The 19,792-nt window shown below is 59.1% G+C and carries 13 protein-coding genes; 6 read left to right on the top strand and 7 right to left on the bottom strand.

Annotated features, from left to right (window positions below; translation table 11 throughout):
- Nucleotides 1-632: 632 nt before the first annotated feature.
- The 3 genes from AC13RC_RS33565 (at nt 633) to AC13RC_RS33555 (ending at nt 11,470) form a co-directional block, all read left to right on the top strand.
- Nucleotides 633-1,478, top strand: coding sequence for a helix-turn-helix domain-containing protein (locus AC13RC_RS33565; RefSeq protein WP_113355792.1), 846 nt, complete (start codon nt 633-635; stop codon nt 1,476-1,478).
- A 524-nt stretch (nt 1,479-2,002) separates the two neighbouring features.
- Entirely contained in the window at nt 2,003-2,899 is an 897-nt protein-coding gene (locus AC13RC_RS33560; protein ID WP_113355793.1) for a hypothetical protein, read from the top strand.
- Nucleotides 2,900-2,926: 27 nt separating this feature from the next.
- Nucleotides 2,927-11,470 (top strand): RHS repeat domain-containing protein, encoded by an 8,544-nt coding sequence (locus tag AC13RC_RS33555; RefSeq protein WP_488559736.1) that lies wholly within the window; start codon nt 2,927-2,929, stop codon nt 11,468-11,470.
- 44 nt (nt 11,471-11,514) lie between these two features.
- Here AC13RC_RS33555 and AC13RC_RS33550 read toward each other — a convergent pair whose 3' ends face one another.
- The 5 genes from AC13RC_RS33550 to AC13RC_RS33530 form a co-directional block, all read right to left on the bottom strand.
- The gene (locus tag AC13RC_RS33550) at nt 11,515-12,012 is read right to left on the bottom strand and encodes a GNAT family N-acetyltransferase (RefSeq protein WP_113355795.1); all 498 of its coding nucleotides are present in this window, start codon (nt 12,010-12,012) and stop codon (nt 11,515-11,517) included.
- Nucleotides 12,009-12,305, bottom strand: a complete 297-nt coding sequence (locus tag AC13RC_RS33545) for a type II toxin-antitoxin system TacA family antitoxin (RefSeq protein WP_113355796.1) — start codon at nt 12,303-12,305, stop codon at nt 12,009-12,011. Before AC13RC_RS33545 ends, AC13RC_RS33550 begins: the two co-directional genes overlap by 4 nt.
- Before the next feature lie 321 nt (nt 12,306-12,626).
- Complete coding sequence (locus AC13RC_RS33540) at nt 12,627-13,469, bottom strand: type 1 glutamine amidotransferase domain-containing protein (RefSeq protein ID WP_488559735.1); 843 nt, start codon at nt 13,467-13,469, stop codon at nt 12,627-12,629.
- Between the two features lie 50 nt (nt 13,470-13,519).
- Nucleotides 13,520-13,822 carry a putative quinol monooxygenase gene (locus tag AC13RC_RS33535; protein WP_113355798.1) on the bottom strand — a complete coding sequence of 101 codons (303 nt, stop codon included), beginning with the start codon at nt 13,820-13,822 and terminating at the stop codon, nt 13,520-13,522.
- A 13-nt stretch (nt 13,823-13,835) separates the two neighbouring features.
- Nucleotides 13,836-14,627 (bottom strand): SDR family NAD(P)-dependent oxidoreductase, encoded by a 792-nt coding sequence (locus AC13RC_RS33530; protein ID WP_488559734.1) that lies wholly within the window; start codon nt 14,625-14,627, stop codon nt 13,836-13,838.
- Nucleotides 14,628-14,724: 97 nt separating this feature from the next.
- Between AC13RC_RS33530 and AC13RC_RS33525 the strand changes: the two genes are divergently transcribed.
- Nucleotides 14,725-15,645, top strand: a complete 921-nt coding sequence (locus tag AC13RC_RS33525; RefSeq protein ID WP_113388699.1) for a LysR family transcriptional regulator — start codon at nt 14,725-14,727, stop codon at nt 15,643-15,645.
- Between the two features lie 55 nt (nt 15,646-15,700).
- Here AC13RC_RS33525 and AC13RC_RS33520 read toward each other — a convergent pair whose 3' ends face one another.
- Together AC13RC_RS33520 and AC13RC_RS33515 are read right to left on the bottom strand one after the other, a co-directional pair.
- On the bottom strand, nt 15,701-16,492 hold the full coding sequence (locus AC13RC_RS33520; protein WP_113355801.1) for an aldolase: 792 nt from the start codon (nt 16,490-16,492) through the stop codon (nt 15,701-15,703).
- 18 nt (nt 16,493-16,510) lie between these two features.
- Nucleotides 16,511-17,212, bottom strand: coding sequence for a haloacid dehalogenase type II (locus AC13RC_RS33515; protein WP_488559733.1), 702 nt, complete (start codon nt 17,210-17,212; stop codon nt 16,511-16,513).
- 86 nt (nt 17,213-17,298) lie between these two features.
- On the opposite strand from AC13RC_RS33515, the gene AC13RC_RS33510 reads away from it, so the two are divergent.
- Both AC13RC_RS33510 and AC13RC_RS33505 read left to right on the top strand, forming a co-directional pair.
- Entirely contained in the window at nt 17,299-18,183 is an 885-nt protein-coding gene (locus AC13RC_RS33510) for a LysR substrate-binding domain-containing protein (RefSeq protein WP_488559732.1), read from the top strand.
- A 113-nt stretch (nt 18,184-18,296) separates the two neighbouring features.
- Nucleotides 18,297-19,463, top strand: coding sequence for an IS110 family RNA-guided transposase (locus tag AC13RC_RS33505; protein ID WP_488559731.1), 1,167 nt, complete (start codon nt 18,297-18,299; stop codon nt 19,461-19,463).
- The last annotated feature ends 329 nt before the right edge of the window (nt 19,464-19,792 follow it).

Below are 19,792 nucleotides of genomic sequence, written 5' to 3'. Positions count from 1 at the left end.
CTGGAGAGTTAGGATCGTGATTGGTTTATTTGATCGCGGGGGCACGACTGGATTGAAAGATGCGAAATTCACTTCGCTCTTGAAAGGATAAGAACCAACAACCCGATTTACGAAGACCATTGGCCTCAAGCCCTGGAAATTCTTGACGTTTCTCTAACATGCACTGAGAGTTGCAGAAAGTTCGACGCCTTTGTGTCTTTAAAATAAGCAAGCGCCTGTAGAACCTGTGGAGGCGAGCGTGAGGCTTTGTGAAGTGAAGGCAGGGATTTGCTGTTCAACAAGCGGCAAGCTGGCAGCATGAAGCATATGCGTTTTGCGCGCGCCGTGTGCCGTGCTCCTTAACGGCGAGAATATTCCGATAACATTCGTAGTATCGGTTCATCGGTACGGACGAACGCTTCTCATGCATGCCGCCGCCCCCTAATTTGCACGATCCCTTTCATTGGCTGCCGAGTGACAAATGTCCTTCAATGAAACGGTGACTATGACAATCGGAAATTTTATTTACCTCAACTAAAACAATTTTTGGGAGCAGTTTTTCAACCCATCGACTTCCAATCCTCACATGAGATTAATGGGATATATGGGCCAACGCACCGTCGGTTTCATCGCCAGCAATGGGAGGTGATTGGATGAATATCGCGCAGCTGAATGACTTGGACCGACCCCTCATGGAGGAAACCATTCGCCTCTACGAACACGAACCAGATCTGCAGAACTTGCCATCAATCCTCTTCGACACGGTGGCCCGACTGATCGATGCCGATGTCGTCACGTATGCGGAGTTTCATCACAAGAGCAAAGACTTTCGGGCCCTGGTTTCGGTAGGGGACGATCCCGCTGCCCGAGGAGCGGGCATGGCTGCCTACGCCCGCCATATGCACAGCCATCCTTTCTGGCAGAACACCCCAGAGTTTTATGGCAACCAGGCGCTGCGGGAATCAGATTTTTTCGATGAAGAGACCTATCTCAACCTTCCGATCGTAAAAGAGGTCTTCCTGCCATCCCGAGCGCGACGGATCATGAAAATGATCATTGCGCATGACGATTATGTCGTCGACATCGCCGGCTTCAGAGTGATCGGGCGCCCTGCTTTCAGCGACCTCGAGCGTGATCGGCTGGTCGCTTTTCGTCCGCATATCGTTCGCAGCTATCGTCAAGCGCAAGAGCGCACACTGGCCAAACTCACGCCGATCAATCGACTGCGCATTACGTTTCCACAGTTGAGCCCGCGTCAACTTGAAGTTGCATCGTGGGTTGTTCAAGGAAAATCCAATGAGGATATCGCAACCATTCTGGATGTCGGCATCGATACGGTAAAAGCGCATGTCAAAGCGCTCTATAGCAGGATTGGCGCCGAGGGGCGCCTTGCCGCCGCCGTGATCGCTCATACTACCCCACCATTTTCCGAGCTTCCGCCCCTTTGGAAGTTAACGTCATCGGCTTGGGGTAGGCAGCATAGACCGATCCAGCGCTGATCAGAGCTCATTTATAGGCTTGGCTTTGATGTGATTTCGCTCTTTCGAGAAACAGTCAGGCGATAAGAATACCCCGATCGTGCTCGAGGCCGAATTCGGCTCGAAACAGATCTGCCTCGGCTGCCCGCTCTGATATCACCCTACTGATCGACGAGAAAGCGGACATCTCGTGTTCCGATGAGAAACATGTCTTCCAATGGGACACATCAGCCCGTTGCGCTCAGCAAAGCGACGCTCATCAGCCCGATCCTTACCCTTTCGGGTAATGGCATCGCGCCGTGAAAACGATCAAAGTCCCCAAGCCATTCGTCAAATCGCGAATGGCACTGGCATCGAGGAGAAATGGCTATGACGCGCATTAACTCCGCATGACCCACGTTTCATGAATGGCGCAAACGCGCCAGACGAACCGAACCGCACCACACGGTGCGCCAACCGCTGCAGCCAGTCAGACCCGCAGGAATAAAGCCGCGCCAGCTCGCCGGCTGGCCCCTTCCATCCATTCCAAAACGAGGATTTCAGCGATGCCCCTGACCTATCAAACCATGAGTCTCAGCCCTATCCAGAACCATACTTTCACTTTCCCTGACACGATCAGCCAGTTCGCGGTCGGCATCTCGTCCTTCTACTTCGCTTTCAGCGAAGATCATCACGTCCAGCAGATCAGCCTCGCCCTCACGTCGAATCAGGTAGCACCCACACAGGTCTCCGTCGCTGTGAACGGCGTATTGAGCGACGCAAGCGGCAACACGGTCGACCTCAGCAAATCCTATGTGACCGTCGTGGTCGTCGCGTGGACGGGCGCAACCACCACCACCAACCTGCTTTCCGCTCCGTTCTCCGTGGCGAGCGGATCCAACAACGAAAGTCCGCCGATCAGTCTGCCGGACTCGTTCCATTCCATACTGCAGGCCTGCATGAGCGGCTTTTATCTTGCCTATCCGCAGACCGATCATCATGTCCTGAATGTCAATGCTTCGGTCGGAAGCACGGCCAACGGTTCCGACGGATACATCACGGTCACTGCGAATATGTCGGACGATTCGGGCAACACGGCGCAGAACCCGACGGGAACGGGGTTCCTGGTCGCAAGCTCCGACAAAATGCCCTCCTTCATCGTAGTGCCCTACACCGCGCAAGACGCCGGCCAGCAGACGATCCCGATGGGATCGGTGAAACTATCCGATGCCTTCGTGCTCCTGACCGGCTTCCAGGTACAGTTCCCGGACAATGATGATCACGAGATCAGCGATATTGGTGCTGGCCCGAATACCTGGGTCTGCCAGAGTGACGATACGGGCTCCAGGGTCGTGAGCTCGGGCGTCTGGGCCTGGATGAGCAACGACGATGGCGACACGCAGGACATGGCGCTGAGCAGCGCTAGCGTCATCGCGGTTGGCATCCTCGACCAGTCCGAATAGCAACCCATCCTTGCTGGGGACCTTCCCATGTCAGACTCCACCTCTCAACTTCCGCCGATCCGTACCTTCCAGTTCGATACCAGCGCTGTTGCGTCGCTTGACAGCAATGTCAACCAGTTCCGCGGCGACATTAATCTAACGCAGGCATTGCTGGCGATGCCTGGTCGACTGAGTGGTGACGGGCTGGATATATCGGTGTCGTTGCTCTACCAGAGCAACGTCTATCGCGACGCGATGACATGGAACCGGGATGCGCCCACGAGCATAGCCGGACTGGGCTGGACCCTGCCTGCGACATTGATCGAGCTCGATGATGGCGGCGCCCCAACGCCAGGCACACGGCAATACACTTATGTGAGCGGGGGAATTCCCACGCCGCTTGCGCGAGAACCGGAAACCTCGAACCTTTTCGCGGTGGACGGGTCGCTCACCAATGATCTTGAGGACGGCCAGCCCGTGCCGGCCGCCCTCCGCGCCGAATTTGTCCGTCGCGGCTTCAACCTGTCGTTGGTGACGATGGTCTCCGCCACCTCCTCGACGGCATGGACCCTGTCCGATGACGACAACCAGCAGCTCTTTGACCTCGCGCTTGTCGACACCCAGCTTCAGGTCCTAGACGGAGGCGAGGCGTACCAGCTGGTCAACTACGCATTCCGCAAGATCCTCTACTATCCACCTTACGAACGATGGGTCGTCGTCAACGAAGACGGCCACCGAATGTCCTTCGGGGGGCTCGAAGCGCCAACGGCACAGGGTTACGCGACTTCAGTCGGTAACAGCATCGAGTGGGGCGTACGCTGGTCCCTTGATGGCGGAGCAGCCTCGGCCATATGGGAAGGTGCGAGCGACGTGACATCCGGCCAGTGCCAATATGCGCGGGTCTGGCATCTAGCCGTATGCTCGGTTCTCTGGGGCGATTCGATCGCATATGGCTATAATGAATGGGTGCGGGATCCGTCCACGGGGCTGATCCCGGACGTGGAGCAACCCGTAGGCGCCGGCGGCCTGCCCTACACCAAGGCCTGCTACCTCACCAGCATCACCGACGTGTTCGACCGCAAGGCCGTCTTCCAGTATGGTGATAAGTTGTGGGACGATTCCACGCCCGAGAGCGCGCGGGAATATGCCGATCCGCACAAGCTCAAGCCGGACATGACGGCGAACGCATATCAGGATCGGTACGAAACGAAATTCCTCGAAGGCATCGCCGTGCAGGACGTCACCGGTGCGTCGATGTTCAGCCTGGCGCTCGCCTATCTGCCGACCCAGCCTGCCGGCGGGGATGATAGCCCCGTCGCCAACGTAACTTCCTATGCCGGCGCACTGTACGGCGACACCTGCAAGCGATTCCTCACCGGCGTCACCTTCCAGAATGCTTCGGGAGAGGCCCTGCCCGGGCTCATCTTCGACTACTATTTCGATACCTCGCTGTCGGGATCGAGCCCGGGTGCTCTGAAATCCATCACCTATCCGCAAGGCGCCGTCGCCACCTATACCTATACGCAGCAGCAGCTCGCAGTCTGCGAGCGGACGGTAAGCGTCGGACCGCCTTCGGACGATTTACAGGGTGCGGAACCACGGGCCTTCTTCGGCTCCGATTATGTCGTCACCACCTGGTACAATACGAGCCAGGGCAAGCTTTCATTGCAGGTCTACACGTGGCTTGGACGGTGGATCGAATGGTCGCTCACCGATGATACTGTTCTCTTCAGCAGTGTCGACGGCCTCGACCTGACGACGCTTAACGTCGTCGCCAGCGAAAATTTCTTCGCACTCTCCTTCACGAGCAGTAGCGAGACCGATCTTTACGTCTTCCAGAAGGACGTAGCCAGGCCAGGTCAATGGGTGCCGGCCACGGTCGACGGTACCACAACAGCGCCCAACCAGCCGACGCGAAGCTACGCGCCTTCGGGTGGAACAGTGGATGTCGTCGGGGGCAACACCTTCCTGCTCGTCATCTGCATGGACCCCGATCATTCGTCCTACGGCTACGACCGGCTCACCTGGCGCTGGACCAGTGCGAGCTGGACGCTCGAATCCTTCACGCTGTCGCAATATGCATGGGCGACGGCGATGAACGAGTATCAGCTGATCCTGGACGAGACGGGAAAGGCGGAATTGTCCTTCCTGTCACCCGGTCTCGTCTGGAGCCAACCGGCGATCCTGACGCTGCCCGATTTCAGCTTCGTATACTACGACCGGGTGACGCTGGTGCCGTCCGCCTCCTTCGTGGTGATGAGCAACCTGCAGACCGACAACTCCCAGTCGCGCGGCTACGAACTCACCTTTCTTCAATGGGACGCGGCTTACGCATTCCCCTCGACCGTGACGAGCTTCACCTTCAACGACCGCCTGGAAGCGAGCGGAAGTTACAAGACGCCCTATATTCCGACCATTATCGGCAACACGATGGTCGCGGTGGCCGCACATGTGCTGCGCTACAACGGCCAGACCTGGCTTGAGAATTCGCAGCTCGTGCCCGCAAGCCTGCCGTCGGGATCGCAGCAGCGCTATGCCTACGGTCCGGACTACGCGATCCAGATCATAGTGCCAGACGGCGGTGTCGGAACCACCACGGCAAAGGTCCTGTCCTTCGATCCCGACGCGGACTCCTCGTCGTGGACGCGAAGCCCGGTGACGCCAGCGCAGGGGCTCTCAAACCCACCCGGCTATTCGGCGACGGCCAATTGGCCGTCCGCCGGTGGCGAAGACTTCATGAACATCGGCCAATATCTCTATTTCCGTGGAACAGCCACGGATTGGGATGACGTGCTGACCCAGTCTCCGAATGCTGACCTTCAGCAGCTGGTGAACCAGGCGCTCGGCTCCGCCGATGGCTATGTGCTGAATGCCGAGTCCGTCATCAACGAGGGGCCGACCTTCCTTGGGTATTACGTCTATGACATCGCAGATTCGACAAACGATCAGGCCGCGGTGCTGGTACTCAAGAATGGCGGCGTCTACGGTGCGGCCCAGACACTCTCGTCGGAGCGCATCTACACGCCTGCCGAAAGCGTCCCCACCACGCCCGGACAGACACCGGGCGGACCGGAAGCGTTTGCCGCATATCCGAGCACGGATTCGGATTTCGACCACGCCTCGGCGATCCTCCTGCACCGCTATGCCGGCGACGCCATCGACGGAGCACTGACCCATTACGCGGTCACCGGCATCTCCATCACCGACGGTTTCGGGGCGACTGCCGCGACGACCTATTTTCCCGATCCCGATCAGGCTGCCTGCGATCCGACAGGGCTCGTGGTCAAGTATTATGAGGTCACGACCTACCCCGGCACCGCAGATGCTTCGCAACCGACCTATGGCTCCAAGGTAACACGATATCTCAACGGCCTCGCCGTTGCTACCGGCGCAGACTACTACAACATGCTCGACGGCTTGCTGCAAAGCGCGGAGACGCTCGACAGCCAGGGCAACTTGCTGGCCCAGACCGAGAATACATGGCAGGCTTACACAACTCGTGCCTCCGACCCCTCCGACCCAGAAGCGCCGCTACTGAACCTGAAGGGCGCCTACGTTCTTCAGATCCAGCAGATCAAGATGGAGGATGGCGTCGCCAGCACGCAGACGACAGGCTACGTCCCCGACGGTCTCGCCGCGCCCTTCTCCGGTCAGCCAGTATCGACACAGACGCTCGTCTATGGCGGCAGCGGCGCACAGGAAACCTTCACCACCACCACGACCTACGGATATGAGATCGACGCGACGCTGCTTGCGCAGCACATGCTGACCAAGGTGGCGCAATCTACGACCAGCTGGGCCTCGGGCAATGCCGCCGCGGTGCCGATCAAGGCAACCGCCATGACCTATGCCGGCTTCCCCAGCAGCTATGGGCAGGATGTGCTCGTCCCGGCAAGGGAGGCAACCTTTGCCTGGACGGGTACGGCGGCGATCGCTTTTCCGTTCTCCTCCTACAATCCTGGCTCTGTCCCGGACGGATGGCTTCGCAACTCGCTCATCCAAGGGCGCACCACCTCGGGCCAGCTTACCGAGATGGCGGATGCCTGCGGCGTCATTCAATCGACGCTCTACGGCACCGCGCCGGAGCTTCCGATCGCGCGCATCACCAATGCCTCGCTCTCGCGTGGGGAATGTGCCTATCTCGGTTTCGAGCCTTATGAGAGCAACGCGGCGTGGACCCTGCAGGGCACGCAGCTCGTCACGGGCGACGCGCATAGCGGAACGAACAGCCTCAGCCTGCCGGGCGGCGGGACCGCCATGCTTGCCACCGCGGTGACACCCGCGAACCTCTCCCAGCTCTACCTGCTCGGCTTCTGGTATAAGACGCCGGCCGGTTTCTCGCCGGGCACCGGCAGCGGCTTCACCGTGGTCGTCATGGTCGATGGTCAGGTGACGGAGGCGCTCGGCGCTGCATTCGACGACACCGGCGGCGTGTGGACATACCGGACGCTCGGCGTCCCGCTTATCGCCGGCCAGGCCTCGATCGAGCTGATCGTCCAAGCCACCAACACCGCAGAGGATGCGGTGCTTGTCGACGACGTGCTGATAACGCCGATGGTAAGCAAGGTCTCCGTGCGGGCCTATGATGCCGCAACCCACCAAGTCACGGCGATGGTCGACTCGGCAGGGCATACGATGCGGTGCATCTACGATAGCTTCCAGCGGCTGGTAGCCAAGGTAGGCCCTCAGGAGCAAGTCAAGGAACTCGTCCAGGTCTCCCTGTCGCGCGCGGGCAACACGACCGATGCGTTCGACGCTGGCAACCCCAACGCCAATCTGTCGCTGGAACCCACCGATGGCGGCACCCTGGAGACCTTCTGCACGGGCGATGAGTGGCAGAATCGCTGGCAAGCCAGCGCCACATCAACGAACTGGAGCGTCTCCAGCGGCGCGCTGTCGCACAAGGCGAGCGTGGACGATACGCTGATCTGGCAGGGCTCTTCACCCACCACCGCGGCCCTTTATTTCGAGGTGCTTCCGCCTGCGACACTGGCCGGTCCATTGGCCGTTTCCTTTGCCCAGGGCTATCAGATCGCCTTCGATCAGGATGCCGGCTACAGCTTCACCGATCCGAGCGGCAACACGGTTCAGACGCCGTTGACCAACCCGCCGCAGATGGCGACGGAGTGGCTCACGGTCTTTGGTGACGGCCTCGTGCTGTTCTTCGGCGATGGCCAACTCCTGTTCAGTGCCAGCGTTCCTCTCGACAGCCTGGATCCGATCGCGATCTCCACCGGTCCGAACCTCCTCTCCTTCCGCAACCTGGCAATGGTCGCGGCGCCACGGGTATCGCTCTCCTACACCGACGCCTCCGGCCAAGATCGTCAGAAGCAACAGCTTCTGGGTCAGGATGCGGTGATCTCCGCCACCATTCACGATCCGCTCGGCCGAACCGTGGCGGTCACCCGCATGGCCCCGGCCAGCTTCGGTGCGGACGCGGCGCTGCCGCTACTAAGCTATCACCCGGACTTCGTCGATGTAGCGGGCTTCCTTGCCACGATGAATGGAAGCTGGGAGATGACCGGGGACTTGGCCGACTACTATGCAGGCCAGTCCGACGGGACGGTGCCTCGCTCAGACGACGAGGGCTACCCATATTTCGGCTACTTGCTCGAAGCCTCGCCCCGAAAGCGACGCCTGGAGCAAGGGCAACCCGGCAAGGCCTACGCGATCCACGACGTCGACAGCACGGCACCGGCCGATCGCCAGACAACGCAGTTTCTTTACGGACCAAACGGCAGCTCGCCCTTCGATCTGCCGCAGGGAGACTACGTTGCCAACACGCTGATCAGCCCGCTGAAGACGCAATCGATTACCCTGCGCGACACGATGGGCCGCAAGCTTGCCTCTTCGCTCACGGATATCGCCGGCGAAGTCGCCGGGCAAGGGCAAGCCATCGCCACCTTCGCCGATGCCGCGGGGGCAGCAGCGGCCACCCTGCAGACCCGCCAGCCGAATTTCTACACCGAGACGCCGCAATCGGACCCTTCATCTTTCGTGAAGTCGCTGGTGCAGGACCCACTAGGGCGCACCTTGCAGACCGTCGATCCGGACACAGGCACCAGCCAGTTCCTCTACGATCCGTCGTCGCGCCTCCGCTTCGTAAACACGGCGCTCGAGGATGGCGAGGCATGGTTTGCCTACTACAAGTACGATGCGCTCGGCCGGGTGCTAGAGGAAGGGACGGTCGAGCAAGCCTGGGATGCGACGCAACTCGCCACACTTGCCGAGCAGGCCACGTGGCCGGATGACTCCGTTGCGCATACTGTCGTGCGAACCCACGGCTATGACGGAAATGGCAGTGATCCGAACGCGATCGGCAAGGAAATACTGATCGTGACGGTCAACCAGGCACCTGCCTTGATCCCTTCGGCCGACGCCGTGACCACGACCGAGACATTGACCTACGACGGTGAGGGAAACCTCGCCAGCATCACGTTGCAGCTTCCCTTGATGCTTGGCACCTCGGGCGCGACGGTGTCCTACACCTATAACAATCTGAAACAGCTCACCCAGGTGACTTATCCGGACGGTTCGCCTGTGGCCGCGGTCCTTTACAGCTACGACGACCGGGGCCGCGTGACCGGCATCGGCACCTCGGTGAACACGCCGACGGATATCGCCGCCTACACCTATAACGCGGATGGCGATGTGGAGACGGAAACGTTGAACCAAGGGTTGCTGACCGGCGCTTATCAGTATGCCTCGCCAGGCTGGCTCACCGGGTACACGGCGACGCCGAGCGGCGCCACGGATGCCTGCTTCTCTCTGGGGCTAGGTTACGACGCCGATGGCCGGATCGAGAGCCGCGACCTGTCGTACAGCTTCGGCTCGGATTCGAATAGCACGCAGGTCGCCTACGTCTATGACGGCCAGATGCGTCTGGAGAGCGCGACCGTGACAGGAGACGCACAGGGCAACGAGGCCGTCGGACAATACGATGCCAACGGCAATATCTGGCAGCTGACCCAGGACGGCGTGGAATACGATTTTACCTGCGCCCCGGGCTCCAACCGGCCGAGCACGCTGACGATCGGAAGCGCCGATCCCATTTCCTTGCAATTCAGCGCCGACGGTCGATTGACGCAGGCCGCGGGCCTGGCGCTTGAATATGACCCATGCCTGAAACTCGCGACCGGGCTGACGGTCACCGAGGGGGATGACGTGACCCAGCTTCGGCTCGCCTATGGCGGCAAAGGGCAGCGGATACTGAAGCAGGTCAGCGGCAATACATCCTCCGCCACGGCATATCTCTGGGGTGCTGCGGCCCAGCCGCTATGCAGCCTTTGCGATGGAACATGGACGGCCTATGTCCAAGGGCCTACGGGGCTGGTGGCCGTTGTGAGCGACGAGTGGTATTTTCCGCTGAAGGATCACGCGCAGACCGTCTGGGCCGTGGTGGACGATCAGAATGCGCTGGTGGCCCAGTACGACTACGCGCCTTTCGGCGAGGTGCTCAACATCTCGGGTTCCCTTCCGCAAATCGTCCCATTCCGTTTCATGGGCAAGGCACTCGACACGGAAACCGGCCTCTACGATTTCGGCGCAAGGCTTTACCATCCTGTCTTACGGCGCTTCTGCTCCCCCGACGTGGCGGGCCAGGGCGCAAGCCCCTACGGCTTCGCGGGCAGCAATCCGATCATGATGATCGACCCGACCGGCAACACCTCGACCTGGGCGCGTGTTGGCATCGGAGGGGGAATGGCAGCGCTCGCGGTCACCGGCTTCGCCCTTAGCTTTTTCACATTCGGCCTTTCCGACGTGCTGGCAGCCATCGGCGACGCCGTCGGTTCGGCAATCAGCTCGGTATCGAGCGCGCTGACCGGCGGCTCCGAAGTCGTGGCCGCCGGCGCTTCGGTTGGAGCCCAAGGCCTTTCACAGACGGCGGTGCTGACCGAGCTATCGACAACGGTCGCGCTGCCTGAAGGCGTTGGCGCTGCCGGCATCGAGGGAACCGTCAATGCCGTCGGAAACTTCCTGCAGCAGGTCGTGACGAACACCGCCTTCGGCGTCGGCTCCGCCGGACTGCAATATGATATTAGTCCAGGTGCCCAATTCTCGGGACAAGGGTTCCGCGATGCGCTTCTGTCCGGCGTCTGGAGCGGGCTGCTCTACGGCATCGGCTCCGGCGTGGCCGGGCTCGCGGCCGAAGCCGTCAGCAAGACATGGGGTAACGTCGCCGAAAAGATGGGACTGAACGCGGCAAGCAAGATAGCGGGCAAGGCGGCATTCAAGGTTGCTCTGAACGTGGCGATGGGTAGCTCCACCAATGACATGGCCCAGATCATGACAAACCTGATGACCCATCAGTCCTGGAACCAGGGCCTTGCGCTCGCGGCGAAAGTGGGGGTGGCCGGCGGAGTGCCCTTCGGGGTGGGCGACGTCCTACTGAACGATGCCAAGAATTGGGCGACGGAGTTTGCGACGTCTTTGAGCAGCGAAGGTCAAAGTCGCGTAGCGACGGCGATCCGAGGCGTGGATCAGGCGCTGAAAGCTGCGAAGTCGAATACGGCCGTGTGCCTGTACGGTATCACCGGCTATACGCTAGCGGAAGGGTATGTCATCTGGGGAGCAACGAACCATGGCAAATAGCCTGAGATGGAATGCACGCAACCGAAATCGATGGTGAGTTTCGTTCAGGGGTTCAGTGCATTATTGAGGTCATGCAATCCGACCATCAGCATCATGGGGTCGGACGGAGAAGACAGGAAGCCGACGGCTTCGTAGAAGGCTCGTGCGTCATCTGAAATCGCATGAACGAGCATACCTCGAATGCCAAGTACTTCCGCGGCATTGAGCAGGCGCAGGCCCGCGTCGCGCACCAATGCCCTGCCGATACCGCGCCCTTGGTAGGATTGATCAATGGCGAGGCGACCAAGCACAGCGACCGGAATTGGATCAGGCATATTGCGCCGAAAACGGCCAGGGGCTTCCGGTTGTTTGACGGCGCCGGAAGCGAGCGCGTAATAGGCGATGACGCGGCTCTCCTCGCACACGACGAAGGTCCGCGATGCGCCGCTTGTTTGATTAGAACGGGCGCGACGCCGCAGCCAGTCGTCCAGTTCAAGGACACCGGAATTGAACTCAGCCAGATCATGATGATCGGCGAGCGGTGCCGGTGGGCTGAGTGTCACGCCTTATCCCACGGCGCTTTGGTCGTCATGGTGCGCGCTAAACGCTCATTGGGCTGCGTGGGTGCATCGAGCCGGGCAAGGTATTCAGCATAGATTTCCGGGCTTACCGTAAAGATAGTGCGGTCGAGCAGCACTTCCTCGGCTCGGCGCTCGGAAGCTTCCAACATGAAATCCGTTCGCGTCTTACCAAGCAACTCAGCGGCGCGATCGATCAAGTTGCGGGTCGCGGGCTTGATGCGCATATTCAGTGGCACGCTCGCGTCCGGGCTTTTGCTCGTGTGTGAGGTCGACATTGCAAACTCCTGTTTGCACTCCTATAGCGTAACGACAACATCTTTACAAGAGCCGTAAAGATGTTGTCGTTACGCATTTCGCGCATCCAATTTCGCGGCATTTACCTCATCTAAGTTCTTGAAGAGGATCGAACTGGCGGCCCGTCCTGCTGCAAACGGGCAGGTGAACTTGATACAGACGGAGAGTAGCCGATTGCTGGACATGCGACATTAGGGTGCGGATATTGCCACCTGAAGCGGAAGGCCGCCCGCGCGCGCGAGAGCGGCTGGCCGATTGGAAATGCTCCGCGGAAATCGCCGACGGACGCAGCGATGCCCAATTTACTTCAGCCGAACCAAGAGCTCGTGGGCTACGGCCAAAGCTGATGCAGGGTTCTGCCCGGTGATCAGCTCGCGATCTGACACAACATGAGGTGAGAACGCTGTGTCAGCCTGGCTGAACAGTCCGCCAGCTTGGGTGAGCGCATCTTGCGGATAGAACTTCATCGCACCGCCGCCCAGCGGGCCTTTGGCCATTTCTTCCTCCTGGTTGCTGAAGACGGTAAACCTGTAGCCAGCATAGGTCCAGTTCGTCTGCCGCTTTGCAGTTTCGCTTGCCTCGAACTGCCTGACAAACGCTTGTGCGTCGGGCAGCGTTGAGAGCAGAGCGATAGGACCATGGCAGTCCAAGGCGGTCGGCCTTCCGGTCTCGTGGAAGTAGGTCAGCAGCTTGCCGAGTTCCGAACTCACCAGAAGATCCTGCATGGGAGCATGACCGCCCGGCACATAGACGGCATCGAAATGATCATAGCCTATCTGCGCGACCCGTGCGAGGCTGACCACAGGCGACTTTTCGCTCGATAACAGGCCAATCTCTGCCAGCTGCTTCTCGCTGTCCTTCATCGCGGCTTCGTTGCCACCAAAATACATCTTGTCGACAGATGTTTTGTCAACGGCGGGGACGGTCCCTTTCGGGGTGGCAAAGGTGATCTCGTGGCCCGCGTCGCGCAGCGCTTTCACGGGCTGCATCAGTTCGTTGAGGTAAAATCCTGTTTCGAACACCTTGCCGTCTTTTAAATCAAGGTGGTTGGAGTCGGATAGGACGATCAGAACGTTTCCGGCATGGGCGCTCATGGTGCTGGCACCAAGTGCAAGCACGAAAGCGAGTTTGTACAGTATTTTCATTCGACTATTTCCGAGGATAAAATCGGGAGAGGGGGGAGGACAGGCAATGATCAGCCTGCAACCTTGGTCAGGCGGTGCAGAGCGAAATCGGCGAAATAGTCTCCTACCCCGCTAGCCTGAAACCGCCGCATGGCAGCGCCCTGCATATGGGCACGCCACTGTGTCTCGCTTGCCCAGGTTTCAACGAAGATGCGGACGCGTCCATCATCCAGCGACTGATGCAGTTCATACCGAAGACAGCCGTCTTCGACCAAGGTCTCAGCGACCAGCTTTGCCTGGGCGGCGCCGAGGGCCGTCTCCGTTCCAGGTTTTGCAGTCGTGATTGCTATGATCGTCAGGGGTGTGTTTGACATAGCAAGATCCTTTTCAGGCGATAGTATTGACGAGGCCGCCGTCAGCACGAAGGGCGGCACCATTGGTGGCCGATGAGCGGGGGCTGGCGAGATAGGCGACGAGGTTGGCTACTTCTTCCGCTTCCACCATGCGCTGGAGGATTGATGCCGAGCGAGCTGTGGCGAAGAATTCGGCCTCGATCTGCTTGATCGGTGCGGACGGATCGCTTGCTTGACTGCGCAGGAAAGCCTCGATCCCTTCCGAACGGGTCGGTCCAGGCAACACGGAATTGACTGTAACGTTAGTGCCGCGAGTCATCTGCGCCAGTCCGCGCGAAACCGAAAGCTGTGCTGTTTTCGTCGTCGCGTAGTGAATCATATCCTGAGGAATGGCGAGCCCGGACTCGCTCGAGATGAAGACGATGCGGCCCCAGTTGCGATCCAGCATACCGGGTAGAAATGCGCGTGACAGCCGGACGCCACTCATGAGGTTGACGTCAAACAGATGGCTCCAATCGGCGTCGGTGATATCTCCGAAGGCCTTGCTTTCGTAGATGCCGAGATTGTTGACGAGGATGTCGACTGACGGCTCCACGCTAACAATGGTTGCAGCACCATCGGCGCTGGCCGCGTCCGCCAGGATGCCGGAGATCCCCGATCCGCCGGAGGCCTTGATGGTAGCGATCGCGCTGTCGAGCTTGACACGGTCTCGTCCTGTGATGACAACACGCGCGCCCTCGGTCGCAAGCGCGCGGGCGATCTCCAGGCCGATGCCAGCGGTCGCGCCGGTTACAAGGGCGGTCTTTCCCTTCAGTTGCAGATCCATATCGTTTCTCCAGATTGTTGCTGGAACGAATCTATGGTTTGAGATCAATCCGCACTATTGCCCACAAAAGACATGCACCTGTGAATGAGGATCATCAATGCCACGCATTCTCATGGAACGCTCCGGAGAGCTGGAAGTGTTTGTCCGCGTTGTTCAGCATGGAGGCTTCTCCGCCGCCGCCCGCAATCTCGACCTGACCCCATCGGCGGTTAGTAAGTTGATCGCTCGCCTAGAAGCACGACTTGGTGCACGGCTGCTGGTGCGAACCACCCGCGCCTTGACACTGACGGAAGAGGGCGAGGCTTATCACCACGCAGCGCTGCGGATTCTGCAGGAGTTGAACGACGCAGATCAAGAGGTAGCAGGTGGCGCGGTCCGCGGGCGGTTGCGGATCAATACGACAATACCGTTCGGCACGATGTTCGTCGCTCCCGCTATTCCGGACTTCATCGCGCGCAATCCCGGTCTCGTCGTCGATCTATCATTCACCGACGGGATTGTGGATCTTGTGGCGGAAAAGACCGACGTCGCCATTCGCATGGGTAATCTGCCGGATAGCGGGCTCATCGCGCGCAAGCTCGGACAGAGCCGCCGCGTGGTTTGTGCCGCCCCCGCCTACCTCGCGCGCAGCGGAGTGCCGGCAGCTCCGGCGGATCTCGAGCATCACGATTGCCTGACATTTAATTTCCGCCGAGCAAGGCCCTCCTGGCCATTTCGCCTCGACGGTCGGGATATTTCACAGCCGGTCCAAGGCACGATCGTCGTGAACAACGGCGAGACGATGAAGCAGATGGCGTTGGCTGGCGCCGGTATCGCCCGAGTGGGGTTGTTTCACGTGGCAGATGAGATTGCGGCAGGACGGCTGATCCCATTGCTGGAAAATCACAACCCGGGCGACCTGGAATTGGTCCACGCCATTTATGTCGGTGGCGGCCCCCTGCCCCACCGCGTCCGTGCCTTCATCGAATATATGGTGCTGACATTGCGTGATTCACCCCTGCTGAATGGCACGCCCTGACCCAGAGAAGCGGGAGAAAAGCGTGCTTGCGAAAGCTTCGCCTTTCTCCCCCCGATCATTCTCGATAGCCCGGGTCCTGCCGGTCGAGGACGCGTCGAACGCTGGCCAGATGCATCCTGGCGCTTTCCGGATCACCTTGCCGCATCTGCTTAGCGGCTTGTGCCGCAATTTGCGGCGAGACGGGCAGCAATTTACGGCCCGAACTCATCGCTTTCAACTGAACCTCGGACGCACGTTCGAGATAGTAGAGATCGTCCCATGCTTCGGCGATGTTGGGTGCACAGACCATGACACCATGGTTCTTCATGAACAGAATATCCTTTTCACCAAGAACGGATGCAATTCTGTCACCCTCGCTTTCGTCCAGCGCGAGACCGTTGTAGTTTTCGTCAACCGCGACACGACCATAAAACTTGAGCGCCGTCTGCCCTGCCCAGACCAGTGGTTCCCCTTCGATCATGCTGAGCGCCGTGGCATGCGGCATATGGGTATGAAATGCCGCTCCCACCCTTGGCGCCATCTTGTGCAGACGTGCATGGATAAAGAAGGCGGTTGCCTCCGGGACACCATCTCCGACAACGACATTCCCTTCAAAATCACAGATCAGCAGCGATGAAGCCGTTGCCTCCTGGAAGGCCCAGCCAAGACGGTTGACGATGAAGAGATCGGAATGGCCGGGCACAACGGCCGAGAAATGATTGCAGATCCCCTCTTCAAGACCCAAGCGAGCAGCCATGCGAAGGCAGGCAGCAAGATCGATCCTGGCCTGCCAGATCTCCTCGCCATCAAGCGGGAGATTGTGACGGTGATTACTGTTTGTCCTCGAGATCGTCAGCTCGTGCGCCATGCTTGCCTCTCCTTGGGATTACATCCAGCCTGCTGCGGCGAGGATAGCAGGCACCTTGTCGAGCGTCCGGACGATTGTGTTGGGTTGATAATCAGACAGTGGCTTGCGGCCTGTGCCACGGTCAACCCAAACGGTGCGAAATCCAAGGTCACGCGCTGCGGCGAGATCAAGATGCGGGCTGGCACAGATATGCACTAGGTCCTCCATTCCAATGCCAAGGCTTTTCCAAGCGTAATGAAAAATCTGGCTGGAAGGTTTGTAGGCGCCGGCCTGCTCAGCCGTGATCACGCGGTCGATTGAACCGCCCAGCTGAGCGACATTTCCGGCTATAATGGCGTCATCAGTATTGGAGATGATTGCGAGGCGAAAACCGGCCGCCTTCAATCTTTCCAGCGTTGCCACGACCTCCGGAAACGGCGCCATCCTGCCGATGGAGGAGGTCAGGATTTCGGCATCCGCAGGGGCAAACGGAAGGCCAAATTCCACCATGGCCTGTTCCAGAGCAAGGGCGCTGACCTTGGCAAACGTTCGGTGGGGGCGCTCTGCTTCCAATGCATGTTCATGTTGGTCATAAACCCGAATGAAGGTCTTCTGATCAATATTTCCAGCTTTTGCGGACAGTATCCTGTCCATCGCCGCCAGCAGCCCTTCGTCCCACTGAATGAGGGTGCCGTAGCAGTCAAAGGTTATCCATGTTGGTTTGGGGCCAAGCAATGCCATGTCTTATCTCCTGTGCTTCCCCACATTGACAAACAGAACACCCATTGAAAAATTAAATCTCTCCATGCCATCAATCGGAAAATCAAATGAGCTATGGCTTTGATCTGGACCTTCTGAAAACCTTTGCTGCTGTCATCGATTGCGGCGGCTTCACCAAGGCGGCCGAACGGATACACCTGACACAATCGACGGTGAGCCAGCAGATCAAGAAACTTGAGCTGACCTTCGGCTCTAGCCTACTGCGCCGGAGCAAATCGTCTGGAACCGTCGAGACGACTGAAGCTGGGGAGATCCTGCTGAGCTATGCCCGCAGGATACTTGCTACGGCAGAGGAAGCCATTGAAGTGATGCAGAAACCCTCTGCACCTCGAACAGTTCGCCTTGGGGTTCCAGAGGACTTTGCCGGGCGACGCCTTATCGACCTCCTGTCAGGGTTTTCTGCCGCATCGCCCCAGATCAGGCTCGACACTGTCAGCGGTTGGAGCACGGAGCTTAGACGTCAACTGGACGCAGGCGAAATTGACCTCGCTTTGATCAAACGAGAACCCGGCAATGGACCAAGTCTCGCCAGCTGGAAGGAAAAGCTGGTTTGGGTGCAATGTGCCACCGGTTCCGTTGAAACAGACCCCGTGCCGCTTGCGGTGTTTCCGGTCGGGTGCATCTACCGGGATCGTGCGATCCGCGCGATCGAGCAAAGCGGCCGCCGATGGCGGATCGCCTATACTAGCCAGGGCCTGATGGGTGTACAGGCAGCGGTCGCGTCCGGTCTTGGGATCAGTCTATTACCATCCGATGCGGTGCTTCCTGAACATCGGCAACTCGGCTCCCAGGATGGATTCGAGGCCCAACCGCTGTCCGAGTTGGCCCTGGTGAAAGGTCGGGCGAGTTTGTCTGATGAAGCGAAGTTCCTCGGCCGTTTTCTCGCAGACAATTTGGAAAGCACTGCCCACAATACTGCTCCTCTGTTGTAGTTCTCACCGACAACCAGAGCTTCAAATGTCCCGCTCTTGAGATCCCATCAGGATGAGTAGCGGCCTGCACGGTGGCAAAGTGAGGTCGCTAGAAAACTCTCTGGAGGCCAACCATGCCGATGACAGCAGATCAATCTCAAGCGCAGACCACTACTCTCGTCGATCTTGGCGCAATTTTCGTCTCGTTGAAATTAAGCAAGTCGACATGGCTGGTGACAGCTCTGTCACCTGGCAGCGAAAAGATGTCCCGACACACCATCACCGGAGGCGACGTCGCTGGCCTGTTCTCGTGTTTTGCCGCCCTTCGCCAGAAGGTCAAACGGCGAAAGAACACATTGTACCCATTGGTTGTGATCCAAGAGGTCGGGCTGGATGGCTTCTGGTTGGGACGAGTGCTGAGCAAGGAAGCTTGGATAGAGAGCCACATTGTGGAAGCCGCCTCGATTGCCATGCCGCGCCGGCATCACCGGGCAAAGACCGACCGCATCGACGGTGAGACGCTGATCCGCGCTTTGATGGCATGGAAACGCGGCGAGCCTCGTGCGTGCTCAATGGTCAGGCTTCTCACACCCGAGGAAGACGACAACCGACGGATTGGGCGGGAGCGGAAAACTCTGACTGCGGAGCGCGTCTTCCACGTTAATCGGATAAAGGGACTTCTCTTCGCGCAAGGAATACGGGAGTACGAACCTGTCAATCGAGATCGTCGCCAGCGTCTGGATGAGCTTCGACCTGGCGATGGGCGTCCGCTATCGAAACACCTGAAGGCCGAGGTCTGCAGAGAACTCGATCGCCTCGAATTGTTGCTCACGCAAATCAAGGCTGTAGAAGCAGAGCGAGATGCCTTGATCGTCCGCGAGGCGTCGGAGACACCGAAGGAAGCGGCCGCTCTTTTGGGCATCAAAGGAATAGGGCCGGAATTTGCTACGATCCTTTACACCGAAGGCCTGTTCCGACACTTCGACAACCGACGCCAAGTCGCATCGTACACAGGCCTTGCCCCTTCCCCTTGGCAAAGCGGTAACATCAACCGCGAACAGGGCGTCTCCAAAGCAGGAAATCCACGTTTGCGAGCCACCATAGTCGAACTCGCCTGGCTATGGTTGCGGCATCAACCGAAATCGAAATTAACGTTATGGTTCAAAGAGCGCATTGCTCGCAACGCCGGCCGCTTAAAGACGCCGATGATCGTGGCGCTCGCGCGTAAGCTGCTCGTGGCTCTCTGGAAGTATGTGAGCTCCGGTGTCGTGATCGAAAGTGCGATCATGAAACCCGCCTGAAAGCCGGAAGTCCCTGTGAACCGAAAATTCGAATCCTCAGGACCTGATCAGTCCTGACGGATCCAGGTGAACGGACCGGGAATCCTTTTGGCCTTTAAACGCCGATCTTGAGTTTGGTCCCGTTCTCCTGAGCCCGTGCCCGTCGAATGCGGGAAAATGGTGCAGCCGCTGAGAGCGGCGACCCAATGTGAGGTTGTATAGGCCCGAGAACCGGGCCGGTAATTGCTATGGGCTCAGACCAAGGATCCGCTCACAAGGAGAAATACGATGCCACTCGAATGAACAATTGACAAAAGACCTGATGTGAAAGGATACGAACCCCGGAATAG

The organism is Martinezella sp. CNPSo 3890 (genome assembly GCF_057784455.1).
This window is presented reverse-complemented; position numbering and strand designations above follow the sequence as displayed.

Coding starts and splice junctions, on each gene's coding strand:
- AC13RC_RS33535 (WP_113355798.1), bottom strand. CDS start 13,822: ATGTCAAACACACCCCTGACGATCATAGCAATCACGACTGCAAAACCT.
- AC13RC_RS33545 (WP_113355796.1), bottom strand. CDS start 12,305: ATGTCGACCTCACACACGAGCAAAAGCCCGGACGCGAGCGTGCCACTG.
- AC13RC_RS33560 (WP_113355793.1), top strand. CDS start 2,003: ATGCCCCTGACCTATCAAACCATGAGTCTCAGCCCTATCCAGAACCAT.
- AC13RC_RS33520 (WP_113355801.1), bottom strand. CDS start 16,492: ATGGCGCACGAGCTGACGATCTCGAGGACAAACAGTAATCACCGTCAC.
- AC13RC_RS33505 (WP_488559731.1), top strand. CDS start 18,297: ATGCCGATGACAGCAGATCAATCTCAAGCGCAGACCACTACTCTCGTC.
- AC13RC_RS33510 (WP_488559732.1), top strand. CDS start 17,299: ATGAGCTATGGCTTTGATCTGGACCTTCTGAAAACCTTTGCTGCTGTC.
- AC13RC_RS33555 (WP_488559736.1), top strand. CDS start 2,927: ATGTCAGACTCCACCTCTCAACTTCCGCCGATCCGTACCTTCCAGTTC.
- AC13RC_RS33540 (WP_488559735.1), bottom strand. CDS start 13,469: ATGAAAATACTGTACAAACTCGCTTTCGTGCTTGCACTTGGTGCCAGC.
- AC13RC_RS33565 (WP_113355792.1), top strand. CDS start 633: ATGAATATCGCGCAGCTGAATGACTTGGACCGACCCCTCATGGAGGAA.
- AC13RC_RS33515 (WP_488559733.1), bottom strand. CDS start 17,212: ATGGCATTGCTTGGCCCCAAACCAACATGGATAACCTTTGACTGCTAC.
- AC13RC_RS33525 (WP_113388699.1), top strand. CDS start 14,725: ATGCCACGCATTCTCATGGAACGCTCCGGAGAGCTGGAAGTGTTTGTC.
- AC13RC_RS33530 (WP_488559734.1), bottom strand. CDS start 14,627: ATGGATCTGCAACTGAAGGGAAAGACCGCCCTTGTAACCGGCGCGACC.